Source organism: Pseudolysinimonas kribbensis, assembly GCF_030161895.1.
In the GTDB taxonomy this organism is placed as follows: Bacteria; Actinomycetota; Actinomycetes; order Actinomycetales; family Microbacteriaceae; genus Pseudolysinimonas; species Pseudolysinimonas kribbensis.
In genome coordinates, this window is record NZ_BSVB01000001.1 from 2,809,281 (window position 1) to 2,822,879 (window position 13,599).

The 13,599-nt window shown below is 72.8% G+C and carries 18 protein-coding genes; 7 read left to right on the forward strand and 11 right to left on the reverse strand.

Going from position 1 to position 13,599, the window contains the following annotated elements:
- Positions 1-214 precede the first annotated feature (214 nt).
- On the forward strand, positions 215-1,957 hold the full coding sequence (locus QQK35_RS15445) for an acyl-CoA dehydrogenase family protein (RefSeq protein WP_284254949.1): 1,743 nt from the start codon (positions 215-217) through the stop codon (positions 1,955-1,957).
- Here QQK35_RS15445 and QQK35_RS15450 read toward each other — a convergent pair.
- From QQK35_RS15450 to QQK35_RS15460, 3 genes are read right to left on the reverse strand one after another with little or no spacing between them, the layout of a single operon-like run.
- Complete coding sequence (locus QQK35_RS15450; protein ID WP_284254951.1) at positions 1,851-2,444, reverse strand: hypothetical protein; 594 nt, start codon at positions 2,442-2,444, stop codon at positions 1,851-1,853. The two genes, QQK35_RS15445 and QQK35_RS15450, sit on opposite strands and share 107 nt — an antisense overlap.
- Positions 2,435-2,851 carry a hypothetical protein gene (locus tag QQK35_RS15455; RefSeq protein ID WP_284254952.1) on the reverse strand — a complete coding sequence of 139 codons (417 nt, stop codon included), beginning with the start codon at positions 2,849-2,851 and terminating at the stop codon, positions 2,435-2,437. Before QQK35_RS15455 ends, QQK35_RS15450 begins: the two co-directional genes overlap by 10 nt.
- Complete coding sequence (locus QQK35_RS15460; protein ID WP_284254953.1) at positions 2,848-3,090, reverse strand: hypothetical protein; 243 nt, start codon at positions 3,088-3,090, stop codon at positions 2,848-2,850. The genes QQK35_RS15455 and QQK35_RS15460 overlap by 4 nt, the downstream gene beginning before the upstream one ends.
- Before the next feature lie 114 nt (positions 3,091-3,204).
- Here QQK35_RS15460 and QQK35_RS15465 point away from each other — a divergent pair, with 114 nt between their 5' ends.
- Positions 3,205-3,384, forward strand: a complete 180-nt coding sequence (locus QQK35_RS15465; protein ID WP_284254954.1) for a hypothetical protein — start codon at positions 3,205-3,207, stop codon at positions 3,382-3,384.
- A gap of 18 nt (positions 3,385-3,402) precedes the next feature.
- On the opposite strand, the gene QQK35_RS15470 is transcribed toward QQK35_RS15465, so the two are convergent.
- Positions 3,403-4,161 carry a GNAT family N-acetyltransferase gene (locus QQK35_RS15470; RefSeq protein WP_284254955.1) on the reverse strand — a complete coding sequence of 253 codons (759 nt, stop codon included), beginning with the start codon at positions 4,159-4,161 and terminating at the stop codon, positions 3,403-3,405.
- A 113-nt stretch (positions 4,162-4,274) separates the two neighbouring features.
- Here QQK35_RS15470 and QQK35_RS15475 point away from each other — a divergent pair, with 113 nt between their 5' ends.
- Positions 4,275-4,619, forward strand: coding sequence for a nuclear transport factor 2 family protein (locus tag QQK35_RS15475; RefSeq protein WP_284254956.1), 345 nt, complete (start codon positions 4,275-4,277; stop codon positions 4,617-4,619).
- Between the two features lie 145 nt (positions 4,620-4,764).
- Here QQK35_RS15475 and QQK35_RS19965 read toward each other — a convergent pair whose 3' ends face one another.
- On the reverse strand, positions 4,765-6,078 hold the full coding sequence (locus tag QQK35_RS19965) for an alpha/beta fold hydrolase (protein WP_348534960.1): 1,314 nt from the start codon (positions 6,076-6,078) through the stop codon (positions 4,765-4,767).
- Complete coding sequence (locus tag QQK35_RS15485; RefSeq protein ID WP_284254958.1) at positions 6,078-6,857, reverse strand: alpha/beta fold hydrolase; 780 nt, start codon at positions 6,855-6,857, stop codon at positions 6,078-6,080. The genes QQK35_RS19965 and QQK35_RS15485 overlap by 1 nt, the downstream gene beginning before the upstream one ends.
- A 56-nt stretch (positions 6,858-6,913) precedes the next feature.
- Here QQK35_RS15485 and QQK35_RS15490 point away from each other — a divergent pair, with 56 nt between their 5' ends.
- Positions 6,914-7,888 carry an SDR family NAD(P)-dependent oxidoreductase gene (locus tag QQK35_RS15490; protein ID WP_284254959.1) on the forward strand — a complete coding sequence of 325 codons (975 nt, stop codon included), beginning with the start codon at positions 6,914-6,916 and terminating at the stop codon, positions 7,886-7,888.
- 51 nt (positions 7,889-7,939) lie between these two features.
- Here the strand turns inward: QQK35_RS15490 and QQK35_RS15495 are convergent, their stop codons facing one another.
- A complete protein-coding gene (locus QQK35_RS15495) occupies positions 7,940-9,139 on the reverse strand; it encodes an MFS transporter (protein ID WP_284254960.1) in 1,200 nt (399 codons plus the stop codon).
- Positions 9,140-9,192: 53 nt separating this feature from the next.
- On the opposite strand from QQK35_RS15495, the gene QQK35_RS15500 reads away from it, so the two are divergent.
- On the forward strand, positions 9,193-9,645 hold the full coding sequence (locus tag QQK35_RS15500; RefSeq protein ID WP_284254961.1) for a winged helix-turn-helix transcriptional regulator: 453 nt from the start codon (positions 9,193-9,195) through the stop codon (positions 9,643-9,645).
- A gap of 39 nt (positions 9,646-9,684) precedes the next feature.
- On the opposite strand, the gene QQK35_RS15505 is transcribed toward QQK35_RS15500, so the two are convergent.
- The 4 genes from QQK35_RS15505 to QQK35_RS15515 are packed head-to-tail and all read right to left on the reverse strand — an operon-like array spanning position 9,685 to position 12,447.
- Positions 9,685-10,455, reverse strand: coding sequence for an MBL fold metallo-hydrolase (locus tag QQK35_RS15505; RefSeq protein ID WP_284254962.1), 771 nt, complete (start codon positions 10,453-10,455; stop codon positions 9,685-9,687).
- A 16-nt stretch (positions 10,456-10,471) separates the two neighbouring features.
- Entirely contained in the window at positions 10,472-11,485 is a 1,014-nt protein-coding gene (locus QQK35_RS15510) for an aldo/keto reductase (protein ID WP_284254963.1), read from the reverse strand.
- Positions 11,486-11,542: 57 nt separating this feature from the next.
- The gene (locus QQK35_RS19970; protein WP_348534961.1) at positions 11,543-11,737 is read right to left on the reverse strand and encodes an OST-HTH/LOTUS domain-containing protein; all 195 of its coding nucleotides are present in this window, start codon (positions 11,735-11,737) and stop codon (positions 11,543-11,545) included.
- The gene (locus tag QQK35_RS15515) at positions 11,689-12,447 is read right to left on the reverse strand and encodes an NYN domain-containing protein (protein WP_348534962.1); all 759 of its coding nucleotides are present in this window, start codon (positions 12,445-12,447) and stop codon (positions 11,689-11,691) included. Before QQK35_RS15515 ends, QQK35_RS19970 begins: the two co-directional genes overlap by 49 nt.
- A gap of 59 nt (positions 12,448-12,506) precedes the next feature.
- On the opposite strand from QQK35_RS15515, the gene QQK35_RS15520 reads away from it, so the two are divergent.
- Both QQK35_RS15520 and QQK35_RS15525 read left to right on the forward strand, forming a co-directional pair.
- Complete coding sequence (locus QQK35_RS15520; RefSeq protein ID WP_284254964.1) at positions 12,507-12,713, forward strand: hypothetical protein; 207 nt, start codon at positions 12,507-12,509, stop codon at positions 12,711-12,713.
- Positions 12,683-13,507: a zinc-binding dehydrogenase gene (locus QQK35_RS15525; RefSeq protein ID WP_284254965.1), complete on the forward strand. Its 825-nt coding sequence runs from the start codon at positions 12,683-12,685 to the stop codon at positions 13,505-13,507. The genes QQK35_RS15520 and QQK35_RS15525 overlap by 31 nt, the downstream gene beginning before the upstream one ends.
- Positions 13,508-13,599: the final 92 nt, after the last annotated feature.

Genomic DNA, 13,599 nt, shown 5'->3' on the forward strand with positions numbered 1-13,599 from the left:
CTGGTATGGCCGATTCTTACGAAGTTGAGGTCGAAATCGGGACAGACTTTCGATTCAAGAGCGATGTCCTGCTTCATAGAGGTTCGGAGCGCATTCGGCTTGAAATGATGTGGCGAACCGAGACACGTCAGGCAACCATCGCGAACTATGTGCTTGGAAAGCTTCGGAACTATGCGAAGGCCATCGGGCTTATGCACTGACTACCCTCATCCCCATGGCGACCCACGAGGTAACCAACCAGCCCCGACCACGCGTCGACGTCGACGAGTACGGCACCAACATCCCCCTCGTCGAAGCCGTCTACCGCCACGACGCCGCCTGGGCCGAGGACCGCCTCCACGAGACGGGTCGCTACGTCGGCACCCAGGCCTTCCAAGACGACGCCGAGCGCGCGAACATCAACACCCCGCAGCTCCACCAATTCGACCGCTACGGCACCCGCATCGACGAGGTCGAGTACGACGAGTCTTACCACCGCGTCATCGCGGCGGCCCTGAAGCGCGGCGCCCACGCGAGCGCATACAACAGCCCCGGACCGGGCGCGGAGGTGGCGCGCGCCGCGACGTTCATGCTCTTCGCGCAGGTGGAGCCCGGCCACGCGTGCCCCGTGAGCATGACGCACTCGGCGGTGGCCAGCATCCGGCACAACAGCGAACTGGCGGAGACCTGGGTGCCAAGGCTCCTCAGCACCGACTACGCCCCCGACCTCCGCCTGGGCAAGAAGTCGGCGCTGTTCGGGATGGCGATGACCGAGAAGCAGGGCGGCAGCGACATCCGCGCCAACACGACGCAGGCCGTGAAGGCGCAGGACCACTACGTGCTCACCGGCCACAAGTGGTTCTGCAGCGCCCCGATGTCCGACGGGTTCCTGGTGCTCGCGCAGACGGACAAGGGGGTGACCTGCTTCCTCGTCCCGCGGGTCCTGCCCGACAACAGCCGCAACGCGTTCGCGATCCAGCGGCTCAAGGACAAGCTCGGCAACAAGTCGAACGCGAGTTCCGAGGTCGAGTTCGACGGCACGGTCGGGTTCCTGGTGGGGGAGGAGGGGCGCGGCGTCCGCACGATCATCGACATGGTCTCCGGCACGCGGCTCGACTCGATGCTCGGGAGCACCGCCGGCATGCGGCAGGCGACCGCGGAGGCCGTCTGGCACGTGCGCCACCGCGCCGCCTTCGGAAGAACTCTGATCGACCAGCCGGCGATGACGGCGGTCGTCGCGGACCTCGCGCTCGAGACCGAGGCGGCCACCGCCACGGCGATGCGGGTGGCGCGCGCGTACGACGCGGATGCCGGGGCCGAGGAGCAGGCCTTCCGGCGGATCGCGACCGCGGTCTCCAAGTACTGGATCTGCAAGCGCGGACCGGGCCACGCCTACGAGGCGCTCGAGTGCCTCGGCGGCAACGGGTACACGGAGGCGTTCCCGCTCGCGCGGCGCTACCGCGAGCAGCCGGTGATGGCGATCTGGGAGGGGTCGGGCAACGTCATCGCGCTCGACCTGATCCGGGCCCTGAACACCGAGCCGGATGCCGTCACCGCGTTCATCGACGAGGTCGCCCTGGCGGCGGGGCAGAACCCGGTGTTCGACGAGCACCTCGCGATCACGGAGCAGCGCGCGCGGGAGGCAGCGGACCTCGATCCGATCACCGCGGCCGCGAATGCGCGGGGCCTCATGGCCGATCTCGCGCTCGCACTGGAGGCATCCCTGCTCATCCGGCACGCGCCCGCCGCGGTCGCGGACCTGTTCGTCGAGTCGCGGCTCGGCGAGGGGGCGCGGTACGGGCACCTCTACGGGGCGCTGCCGGCCGGGGAGACCTCGCGGCGATCCTCGAGCGAAGCTAGGCGCCGCCCGCTCAGCGCACCAGGCGGGCGCGGCTCCGTCGTGAGGTCCACCAGAGCAGCAGCGTCCCGACCGCGATCAGCATCGCCACACCGGGTGCGACCCACCACGGAGTGCTGACGCCGGTCGCCGCGAGGGCGATGGCGGCGGTCACGGTGAACGCCGCACTCGTCGCAGCCCGGATGCCGCCGACCTGCAGGGTCAGCGTGTGCGTGCCTCCGGACGTGTCGGCGGGAACGGTGAAGGACTGGGTGACCGGGCCGCCGGTCACCGGAGTCGTGCCCGAGGCGACGACGGTCGTGCCGTCCAGCAGCACGGAGAACGCCGTCGACGGTGCTACGCCATCGATGATGGTCGACGCGGTCGAGCCGGCCGGCACGCTCGCGGTGGGCGCCGAGATGCTGGGGTCCATCGTGTAGGTGAAGGTGATCGACCCGGCGCCGGTGTTGGGCTCCACCGCGGAGGCGGTGAGGCCCGCACGGAGGAAGCCGGAGCCTCCGCCTCCCGCTCCGGCGGCGGCGAGGCTGGACCCGCCTTCCATCGCCGAGCCGCCGCCGCCGCCGGCGTAGCCGCCGCCGCCTTGAGCAACCGGGAAGTTCAGGTACAAAGCCGGCTCGCCGCCCGCCCCGGGGTGATCGTGCCGTCGCCCGCGACGGACGCGACGCCGCCCGTTCCGCCGTACGCGACAAGACCCACCTGGCTGGTCGGGCCGCCCGGGGTGGCGCCCACGGCGCCGAGCCCACTGATGTCGTACCCGTTGACGCTCGCCCCGTCGGCGCCGTTCGCCGATGCGCTCGCGTATCCGCCCATCCCACCCGGAACGGCAGCGGGCGGGGTGCTGAGAGCACCGGTCCCGCCGCCGCCTCCCGCGACGGCGATGAACCCGGACGCGTCGGCGACGTAGCTTCCGCCGCCTCCGCCTCCGGGGCCCTCGACCGCGATGTCCGCGCCCTTGTCGCCCGCGAGGACGTGGAGGGTTTCGCCGTTGTAGCTCGTTCCGAGATCGACCGTCACCTTGCCTCCGGCGCCGCCGGGGTGCTGGCGTACACACTGGCGCCTCCCGCGCCGCCGGCGACGACCACGGTGACGTCCGTCGCGTCGGAGGGCACGGTCCAGGTCGTCTGCGCACCCGGCGTGAAGCTGACCACGCAGCCGGTGTCGCAGGTCGGAGCGGCGGTCGCCGACATCGCGGGGATCAGCGTGGCCGCTGCCGCGGCCAATCCGACCATCGTCAGCAGGGCTGTCTTTCGCACAGGTCTCCTCCAGGAGCGGACAAGGGGTATCCGCACCCTATCGGTCGTGGCGACCGCGCCGGCGATGCCGCGGCTCGCGACTAGAGTTCCGGGAGACCTGCAGGGAGGCATCTCGTGACAGCTGTGCTCGTGACGGCGACTCTGGGCCCCATCGGCTCGGACGACGGTCGGCTCGCCGCGACCGGAGTCGACAGCGCATGGCTCATCTGGCCCGCGCTCGCCGTCGTGGTGCTCGGGATCGTCGCGGTCGTCGTGACCGGCGTCGTGCGCCGGCGTCGGCGCTCGTCCGAGTAACGCGCCCGCGACCCTGAGTCAGGAGCGCTCGGGCCGGCTGCGCGAGAACTCCCGGATGCGCCCCAGCGCCCGGAACCCGAGCCGGGCGTAGAGCCGCTCGGCCTCCGGCGTCGACTGCAGGGATGCCGTGCCGCACCCCCGCGCGACCGCATCATCGAGCAACGCGCGGGTCACCATCGCCCCGAGCCCCCGGCGTCGCACGGCCTCGGTCGTGCCCACGTTGAAGATGCCGCAGTCGCCATCGTGGTGGAACGCCATCGCCTCGGCGCCGCCGCCCTCGACGCGCGCGGTCACGACGCGGTAGGCGGCGGGGTCGGCGTCGGCGAGGAATCCGGGCAGCTCGAGCAGCTCGCAGTAGGCGTCCCAGTCGTCCCATACCAGCTCGACCCCCGCTGGGCCGGCGGGCGGGGCCGGCACCTCGCCCAGGTCCATGCTCATCGCGAGCGTGCTCTCGGTCTGCCGGTAGCCGCGATCGGTGAGGAAGCGCTGGCCGGCATCGTCGTGCTCATCGATCCAGATCGCGAACTCGGCGATCCCGGCGCTCGCGTACTCGTGCTCGGCGAACGCGACGGCCGCCGCCCGCTCGGCGTCGCTCACGCTCGACTCGAGCACGGCGTTGTTGAGGTACGCGCCCTCGGGCGGCGTGACGAAGACCGCCACGGCGATGCCGGGCGCGCGCACGACCCGCGCGCCGCGGGATCCGCGTGCGTCCTGGTCGAAGCAGGCGAGCAGCGTGCGCCGGTTGCGCGCGGCGAGGTCTCGGTCGGTGATGGCCACCCCCTGCATACGCAGCGGAGCAGCGAACGGTTCACGGCATCCGGAGCCTTCCGGCCTTGGAGCCTCCTGGCAGCGCGTCCTGACACGCGCGCGCTCTGCCTACGGTCACAGGCATGAGCACCGCGACCGACAACGTTCAGACCGTCCGGCGGCTGCGCACCGCCTTCGACGAGCAGGATGCCGCCACCGCCCGCCGCCTGCTCGCCGACGACTTCCGCTTCACGAGTCCGCAGGACGACCACATCGATCGCGAGGCGTGGATGCGCACCTGCTTTCCCAGCGCCGGCCACTTCGTGCAGAGCCACCTGAGCGAGCTGGGTGCGCACGGCGACCTGGTCTTCAGCCGCTACGACTACACGCTCGCCGACGGCACGCACTGGCGCAATATGGAGGCCGCGCTCGTGCACGACGGGCAGGTGCACGAGGTCGAGGTCTACTTCGGCGGGCGCATCGAGTAGCCCGTTACGTCGGCGTTACGCGCCTCCCCGAAGCTGGACGAGCCTGATCCGCTCGTTCCCCGACCCAGGAGCCGCGATGTCCGCCAACCGCACCCGTGCCGCCGCCGGCGGGACGATCGTCGTCCTCGCCCTCCTGAGTGGATGCTCACTCGGAATCGGGACTCCGTCCGGCGTTCAGCCCCCGGCCGCATCCCGATCCGGGAGTCCGGCCGCCGGCTCCGGCTCGACCCCGAAGGCCGGCTCCGGCGACGCGGCCGGCGTCGACGTCTCGAAGCTCGACCCGTGCGTGCTGTTCCCGAAGGATGCCGCCGAGAAGCTCGTGGGCGCCACGCTGTCCGAGCCGATCGACGCCAAAGACCAGTCGCAGCCGAGCTGCACCTACAACCCCGACCCGAACGGCGGCGAGACCGCGCAGGCGACCCTGAGCCTCGGGCCCGGGGCGGAGAACTTCTACACCATCGATGTCAACCAGGGGCACGCCTTCGTCGACGTGCCGGGTCTCGGCGACGAGGCGCACCTCGAGCCGCAGGCCATCTTCTGGAAGTCGCACGGCGTCTGGGCCGAGATCAACATGCTGCGGCTCGTCGACGACGACCACCAGTTCGATCAGCCGCTCATCGACGCGGCGAAGGCGGTGGATGCCCTGCTCGGGTGAGCATGCCGTCGGCCGGCTACTCGAGCCCTCGCGGAGGAACTCGACGCCGGCGCGGCGGAACTCGCGCGACGGCGGCGCGTTGAAGTGGGTGCGCCCCGGGATCTCCAGGAACCGCCCGTGCGGGGTGGCGGCGGCAAGCTCGCGCGAGATGTCGATGATCGAGTCCTCGGTGCCGGTCGCGAACAGCACCGGCTGCTGCGGAGCCTCGGCGGGATCGGGCTGCGCGCCGCCGCGCATCCCCTCGACGAGGGCGATGAGGGCCTCGACGTCGTTGGCGGGGTTGCGTTCGGCGACCGACACGTACGCGTGCGTGAGGCGATCGGCGATCGGGGCGCCGGTGGCGGCGTGGAGGCGGGCGGCATCCAGGTCGAAGCCGGCGAGCCGGTCGCCGTCGGAGATCCCGCCGAGCACGGCCCGGGTGATGTGGTGCGGCAGCTCGATCGCGCCGAACCAGCCGACCCGCCCGCCGAGCGAGTAGCCGAGGTACCCGACGTCGTCGAGCAGCCAGGTGTCGACGACGGTCTCGAGGTCGGCCACGAGCTGATCCATCGAGTAGGCCGAGGGATCGTGCGGCTTGCCGCTCGCGCCGTGGCCGCGCTGGTCGTAGGCGAGCACCCGGAATCCGGCGTTGGTCAGGTCGCGCACCCATCCGGTGATGACCCAGTTGTCGGCCGCGCTCGACGAGAACCCGTGCACCGCCACCACGACCGGCGCGGACGGCTCGCCGAAGGCGTACGTCGCGATGCGCACGCCGTCGCCGGCCATGACCCATTGCGGGTCGGGGACGTCGGTGAGCAGGGCCATCAGGCGTCCAGGTGCGCGAGCAGGAAGGGGAGGGTGCGGTCCATGAGGCGGGTGTCGCCGCCCGACGCGAACGCCTCGCCGAGGTAGTCGCCGTGGATGCCCGGTACGACGAGCAGCCGGCCGTCGGCGAGGGTGCGCGCCAGGAGGGTCGCGCTCTCGACGGTCACGACGTCGCGATCGGCCGCCACGACGAGCGTGGGCGCCCCGATGCCGGCGATCGCGGCGTCGGGCCAGTCCTCGAAGGTCAGCATCCGCTGCCGGTCGAGGTCGAAGAAGCGTTGCAGCAGCGCCGGCTCGTCACCGTTGTGGCGGCGGTGCTCCTCGACGAACAGCGGCGGCATGGTGGCGAGCGAGGCGGCGGCCATGCCGTCCCAGAACCCGGGGATCAGGGCATCGCGGCGCCAGGGCGGCGACGCGAGGATGAGGCGACCGACGCGGTCCGGGAACCCGACGGCGAACGCGATCGCGGTCTGGCATCCGGCGCTGAAGGCCAGGATGTCGACCCGGTCGAGGCCCGCGTGCTCGAGCACGGCCAGGGCGTCGCCGGCCGCGTTCTCGGCCGTGAGCGGGCGCTCGGTCGGGCGGGTGCGTCCGTGGCCCTCCTCCTCGAGCGCCACGACCTCGCGTGTGGCGGCGAGGTGCGGGAGGAGGGCGGCCCAGTTGGTGTCGATCGTCGACCCGCCGCCGTGGATGAGCAGCAGCGGGCGTCGCGCGGTCGGAGATCCATGGCGTTCGTAGTAGATGCCGAGGTCGCCGCTCGGGGCGTACGCCGAGTCCATGCCTCGACGGTAGCCGGTGTGCCGCGGCGCGTCTCCCGCGCGCCAGACTGGACGATGTGCTCATCGTCATCACCGGAGCGAGCTCCGGCATCGGCCGCGCGGGCGCCGTCATGCTGCACGAGCTCGGTCACGACGTGGTCGTCGTCGGGCGGGATCCCGCCCGCACCGCCGCGGTCGCGACGGAGGTCGGTGGCGAGTCGTTCGTGGCCGACTTCGATCGGCTGGATGACGTGCGCGAGCTGGCGGCGAGGCTCACCGACGCCTACCCGCGCATCGACGTGCTCGCCAACAACGCGGGCGGCGTCGTCGCGCGGCGCGAGCTGACGGCGGACGGCGTCGAGCGCACCTGGCAGAGCAACGTGCTCGCGCCGTTCGTGCTCACCAATGCCCTGCTGCCGCGGCTGCGCGCGTCGCGGTCGCGTGTCATCTTCACCGGCAGCAACGCGAACCGGTGGGGCGTCGTCGTTCCCGACGATCCGAACCGCGACGGCCGGCCCTGGCTGCGGGGGCTGCCGGCCTACGGCACCGCCAAGCGCGCCGACATCATGCTGGCCCGGCAGTACGCGAAGCGGGAGCCGGAGCTGCGCTCGTTCTCGTTCCATCCCGGGCCGGTGGCCACCCGGTTCGGCGGGCTGGACCGCGGACCGCTCGCCCCGCTCATCCGGCGCGCGATCCTGACCCCGGAGCAGGGTGCGCGGCTTCTCGTCATGCTGGCGTCGAGCGACGTCACCGCGCCCTCCGGCACCTACTTCGCGGGCCGGCACTGGGACCGGGGCTCGCGCGCCAGGCCCTGGATGACGCCGCGGGCGACCGGCTCTGGGCCGCCCTCGAGGCGCAGGCGGCGTCGCTCGGCCGATAGCCCGCCGGGAGTGCGGGGCGCTCCGGGGTGGTGCGTACTCGAAACGCGATGTGAACTGCGCCTCACAGTGAGGCGCAGTTCACATGGCGTTCGGAGGGCACCCGCCCGCGAGCCTCCGCGGTGCGCGACGGGGCGAAGTGGGAGTCAGCGCCTCCCGGCACCGAGCCGGTGACGGGGCCGGGCTGGTGACAAGGCCCGGCCGGGCGCCCGCGACCGGGCCGGGTCAGGGGATGGTGACGGGACGGGTGAGCGCACCCCGCGGGCCGGCGTTCGCGACGATGGCGGCCGCGGCCCCGAGCGCCACGACGGCGATGGAGCCGAGCTCGATCGCGACGAGGAGCCCGGATGCCGTGGCGATGAACCCGAGGGCGACCGCCGACCCGGCCTGCACGAGGTAGCCGATCGCGTAGACGGCCGAGATCATGGCGGCGCGGTGGTGCGCGGGGGCGTAGCGGGCGATCACGCCCAGGCCGCCCGCGAACAGCAGGCTGTAGCCGGCTCCCGTGACGACCGACGATGCGACGAACAGGATCAGCGAGTGCGTCGCGCCCGACGCGACGAGGGCGGCGACGCCGACCAGCAGCACGAACGGCGCGGCGCCGAGCGCGCGGCGCGGTCGCAGCCGCCGGGCCAGGATCGCGACGACGCCGATCGAGACCGCCGAGACCGCGAGCACCGCGCCGTCGACGAACGCGTCGGACGACTGGATCAGCTCTCGCGCGACCTGCGCGCCGAGGGCGAGGAAGACCGAACCGACCACGTACGCGGCCGAGATGCCGAGAGCACCGGCGGCGAACATGCGACCCAGACCCGCCGGGACGTACGGGGCGCGCGGGCGCCAGGGGCCGGCATCCGCGGCGCGCACCCGCGGCAGGAAGAGCGCGAGCACGCCCACGACGAGCACCGCCGCCACGAGAACCCAGAAGGACAGATGCAGGGGGAGGGGCGCGTACTGCACGAGGGCGCCGCCGACGAGGGTGGCCAGGGCGAGTCCGGTCGCCGTCGACGCGGTCGTCACGGAGCTGGCACGCGGGGCGCGCGACGGTCCACCGAACTCGATCATCGCGGCGGTGGCGGGGCCGAGCGAGAGCCCCACGCCGACGCCCATGAGCGCCCGGCCGACGAGCACCTCCGGCAGGCCGGTCGCGAGCCCGAAGGCGACCGAGCCGAGACCGAGGGCGACGAGCCCGAGGAGGATCGCGATCCGGCGGCCGACGTGGTCGGAGAGGTTGCCGAACAGGAGCAGCGTCGGGATGAGTGCGATCGGGTAGGCGGCGAAGATCAGCGTGCCGACGGCGGGGCTGAGGTGCCACTGCGACTCGTAGAGCGGGTAGACGATCGACGGCGCACCGCTCGCCCAGAGGGCGAGACCCGCCACGGCGGCGGCGGTCCAGAACGAGGCGCGGGGCGAGAGCGTGGGCATGCGGACGACGATACACCCTGGCTAGGAAAAAACAACTGAGCTATCATGAACCCATGAAGTCGCCCACTCTCGTCAACCAGCGCTGCTCGATCGCGCGGTCGCTCGTCGTGCTGGGGGAGAAGTGGACGCTGCTCGTCGTGCGCGACGTGCGGCTCGGCCACACGCGCTTCAGCGACATCCGGAGCCGGCTCGGCGTCGCGCCCGATGTGCTCGCGGACCGGCTCGGCAAGCTCGTCGACCTCGGCGTGCTCGAGCGCCGCACCTACCGCGAGGGCGGCGCGCGCGAGCGCGAGGAGTACGTGCTGACGCCCGCCGGCGAGGACCTCGCCCCCGTGCTCGCGGGCCTCCACCAGTGGGGCACGCGGCACCTGCCGACTGACCTGTCGCCGGCCTCGCGATACGTGGAGGCCGCCACGGGTCGCCCGCTGCACGTCGCGTTCGTCGACGACGACGGCCGGAGCGTCGACATCGCCGCCGTCGCGGTGCTGCCGAGCGAAGCCGGCTAGGGCATCCAGGGCGGGAGCGCCCCGTCGGAGCGCCGCGGGCTACAGCACCCGGCGCTCGCCGGGCGCCAGCACCACGAGCTCCGAGCGACCCGCGGCCGCGAACGCGTCGGCGAAGTCGGCCTGGCCCTGGCTGAAGTGCCGCCAGCCCTCGGCATGCACGAGCACGATCGCCCGCGCGTCGAGCAGCCGGGCGGCGCGCACCGCCTGGTCCGCGCGCAGGGTGAGGTAGGCGTCCAGCCGCCTCGTGCGGGCGCCCCCGCCGAACAGCACGGCCACCTCGATCGGACCCTGGTTGTCGACGACCTCCTCGACGACCCGCACCGCGGCGTTGTCGCCGCTGACGTACGTCGTCGGGATGCCCTCGCCCGAGAGCACGAACCCGATCACGGGCCCGGAGCTCGCGGCGAAGCCATCGGGCCCGTGCTGCGCGGGCACCGCGCCGATCGTGAGGGTGCGCCCGTCGGGCAGGCTCGTCTCGGTGCGCCGCCACGGTTCGACGCCGACCGCGCTGCCGCCGAGGCGCTCGGCCGCCGCCGTGGTCGTGACGACGAGCGGCACCGTCGCGAGGAACGCCCGTCCGGCGGCGTCGAGGTTGTCGGGATGCTGGTCGTGCGAGAGCAGCACCACGTCGACCGCCCCGACCTGCTCGGGGGTCAGCGCCGGCCCGGTCGTCTTCACCAGCACGCTCGGCCCGCTCGGGTACTCGCCGGGCGGGTCGAAGGTCGGATCGGTGAGGATCCGGATGCCGGCGACCTCGATGAGGAGGGTGGGACCGCCGATAAGGGTGACGGTGACGGTGTCGGTGCTCACCGATCCAGTCTGGCGGTCAGCGGCGCCGCGCGCGCGGGTCGGCGATCGACGGCGGCGTGGTGTGGTACATGTCGCCCGGGTTGACATCGGTGCCCGGCGCCACGATCGCGTCGATCGCATCCAGCACGTCATCGCCGAGCACGACGTCGGACGCGGCGAGCGAGTCCTCGAGCTGCTCGGGGGTGCGCGGCCCGATGATCACGGCGGTGATCGCCGGGTGCGCACGCACGAACGCCGTCGCGAGGTGCGGGAGCGGCATCCCGGCCCCGTCGGCGACCGCCTGCAGCCGCTCGACGATCTCGGCACGGCGTGTGTTCTCGGGCGTGGCGGTGTCGAAGACGTGCGGGGTGCGCTTGGCGCGGTTGCTCTCGGCGAGCGGGCGCCCGCTCAGCCAGCCGGCGGCGAGCGGGCCGTAGCTGAGGGCGCCCATCCCGTAGCGCTGCACGGTGGGCAGCACCGCGTTCTCGATCGCCCGGTTGACGATCGAGTAGCGCGGCTGCTCGGTCTGGAACCGGGCATGGCCGCGACGTTCGGACACCCACTGCGCCTCGACGATCTTCTCGGCGGGGAACGACGAGTGCCCGAACGCGCGGATCTTGCCCTCACGCTGCAGGTCGGTCAGGGCGCCGAGCGTCTCGTCGAGGCCGGTCGTCCAGTCGTAGCGGTGCAGCTGGTAGAGGTCGATCCAGTCGGTGCGGAGCCGACGCAGGCTGGCCTCCACGGCGAGCCGGATCCAGCGCGGCGAGGCGCCCTGCCGATTCGGGTCGCCGGCGTTGGGGATGCCGAACTTGGTGGCGAGCACGACCTCGTCGCGCCGGCCCTCGAGCGCCTCGCCGACGATCTCCTCGGTCTCGCCGTTCGCGTAGACGTCGGCCGTGTCGATGAGGTTCACGCCGGCATCGATCGCGCGGTGGATCATGCGCACCGCCTCGGCGTGATCCGGGTTGCCCCATTGGCCGAACATCATGGTGCCGAGGGCGGTGTCGCCGACCGAGATGCCGGTCGTGCCGAGGGTGCGGGGCGAGGTCATGGGGGTCTCCTATCGAGAAGTGGAGGGCACCTCCACCTTATAGGAGACAGCCTCCGGTTAACGCGTGCGGATGCGCGGCGCGTTCGCCGCGGCGCCCTTCTTGATCTCGATCACATCGGTGCGCGACGACAGGAAGTCGGTGAACGACTTGAAGCCGAGCGACTTCTCCTTGAACGAGGGGTCCATGCGCAGCATCTGGTTCTTCAGCTGCGAGTTGCTGATCCACTCCTCATCGCCGCGCGACTCGACCACGCGCAGCGCCCGCAGCAGCAGGTCGGTCGCCCCCTGCGGGGAGTGGACATCGGTGTCGTCGTCGTCCTCCTCCGGTGTGGCGGCGTCGGCCGCGGCCGCCTCGGTCGCGGCGGCCGACCCCGATCGCCGGGTGCGCTTCGGTGCCGGGGGCGCGGTTCGACGCCGGGCAGCGCGTCGTAGTCGGTGAACTCGTCGCACGCCGCGATGAGCGCGCGACTCGTGGAGCCCGCGACCCCGACGCCGATGACCGAGCGGCCGAGCTTGCGGCTGCGCTGCGCGAGGGCGATGTAGTCGGAGTCGCCCGCGATGATGACGACGTGGGTCAGATCCTCGAGCCGGAACAGGTCCTCCAGCACGTCGACCGCGAGCCGGATGTCGGCGCCGTTCTTGCCCGCGGCCGTCACCCGGAACAGTTGCACGAGATCCACGGCGCGGTTGATCAGCTGCGTGCGGTAGCCGGCGTTCGCCGGGTCGGACCAGTCGGCGTAGGCGCGGCTGACCACGATCGTGCCGAACGACGCCGCGTAGTCGAGGATCGCGCCGATGTCGACCGTGGCCTCCGCGAGCCGCTTCGTCGCCGTCTCGTTCGCCGCGTGCCGTGCGCCGTCGCGGAAGAACTCGCCGCGCCCGAACAGCTGGTCGTAACGGGAGATGACGACGTTGTCGAAGTCGAGGTAGACGCCGACGCGCCCTTCGGAGGGTTCGGCCATGGGGCGAGCCTACTGGCCCGCCCGTGGAGCGGCCGGACGCGGCGGGGCAGGATGAGGCCATGCGTGCGGCGTTCTTCGAGACGACGGGCGGGCCCGACGTCATCCGGTACGGCGAGATCCCGGATGCCGTGGCCGGCCCCGGCGAGATCCTCGTGCGCCCCGAGGCGGTCGGCGTCGATGCCGTCGACGCGATCGTCCGCTCCGGACGCTGGGCCACGCCCTGCGTTCGCCCGCCGTGCTCGGGCGCGACCTCGTCGGCACGGTGATCGCGCTCGGCGAGGGGGCGGCGGGGTTCGCGGTCGGCGATGCGGTCTGGACCAACTCGGCCGGCTACGGCGGACGGGCCGGCGCGACGGCGGAGCTCGTGCCCGTCGAACAGGACCGGCTCTATCCACTGCCGGAGGGCGCCGATCCGGTCGCGTTCGTGGCGGCCGTGCATGCGGGGGCGACCGCGCACGGCGTGCTCGTGGGCCGCGCGGCGCTGCAGCCGGGCGAGAAGCTGACGGTGATCGGCGGCACCGGCGCGATCGGGCAGGCGCTCATCCAGGTCGGGGCGGCCGTCGGCGCGCGCGTGGTGGCGACGGTGCGCGACGACGCGGCGAGTGACCGGCTGCGCGAGCTCGGCGCCCACACGGTCGTGGTCGCCGGAGCTCCGGATGCCGTGGCGGCCGCCGCCGCGGATGGCCCCCTCGACGTGCTCGTCGACACCACCGGCCGCATCGACACCGCCGCCGCGCTCGCGCACCTCGCGCCGCGCGGACGGGTCGTGCTCGTGGCCGGGCGCAGCCGCGCCGACCTCGACCTGTGGGAGGTCGAGACCCGGGAGCTCGTCATCGCCGGCTTCATCATGAGCGCGATGACCGCGCCGGAGCTCGCGGCGGCGGCCGCCTGGATCGACGGGATGCACCGCGCGCGCCCGCTCACCTGCGACATCGGGGAGGTGCTGGCCTTCGCCGACGCCCGCCGCGCCCACGAGCTGCTCGACGCGGGCGCCCTGCCGCGCACGCGATACGGCACGATCGGTCGCATCGTCCTGACCCCTGACCCCCTGACCCCCTGACCTGACGCCCGGTCAGTCGAGGCTGTCGCGGCGCTCCTGGGCGCGGCGCAGCGCCGTGCGCGCCTGGTCGGCCCGGCGCTCGGCGCCACCAC

Coding starts and splice junctions, on each gene's coding strand:
- QQK35_RS19965 (WP_348534960.1), bottom strand. CDS start 6,078: ATGGCCCTGCTCACCGACGTCCCCGACCCGCAATGGGTCATGGCCGGC.
- QQK35_RS15510 (WP_284254963.1), bottom strand. CDS start 11,485: ATGACCTCGCCCCGCACCCTCGGCACGACCGGCATCTCGGTCGGCGAC.
- QQK35_RS15445 (WP_284254949.1), top strand. CDS start 215: ATGGCGACCCACGAGGTAACCAACCAGCCCCGACCACGCGTCGACGTC.
- QQK35_RS15515 (WP_348534962.1), bottom strand. CDS start 12,447: ATGGCCGAACCCTCCGAAGGGCGCGTCGGCGTCTACCTCGACTTCGAC.
- QQK35_RS15475 (WP_284254956.1), top strand. CDS start 4,275: ATGAGCACCGCGACCGACAACGTTCAGACCGTCCGGCGGCTGCGCACC.
- QQK35_RS15485 (WP_284254958.1), bottom strand. CDS start 6,857: ATGGACTCGGCGTACGCCCCGAGCGGCGACCTCGGCATCTACTACGAA.
- QQK35_RS15500 (WP_284254961.1), top strand. CDS start 9,193: ATGAAGTCGCCCACTCTCGTCAACCAGCGCTGCTCGATCGCGCGGTCG.
- QQK35_RS15495 (WP_284254960.1), bottom strand. CDS start 9,139: ATGCCCACGCTCTCGCCCCGCGCCTCGTTCTGGACCGCCGCCGCCGTG.
- QQK35_RS15520 (WP_284254964.1), top strand. CDS start 12,507: ATGCGTGCGGCGTTCTTCGAGACGACGGGCGGGCCCGACGTCATCCGG.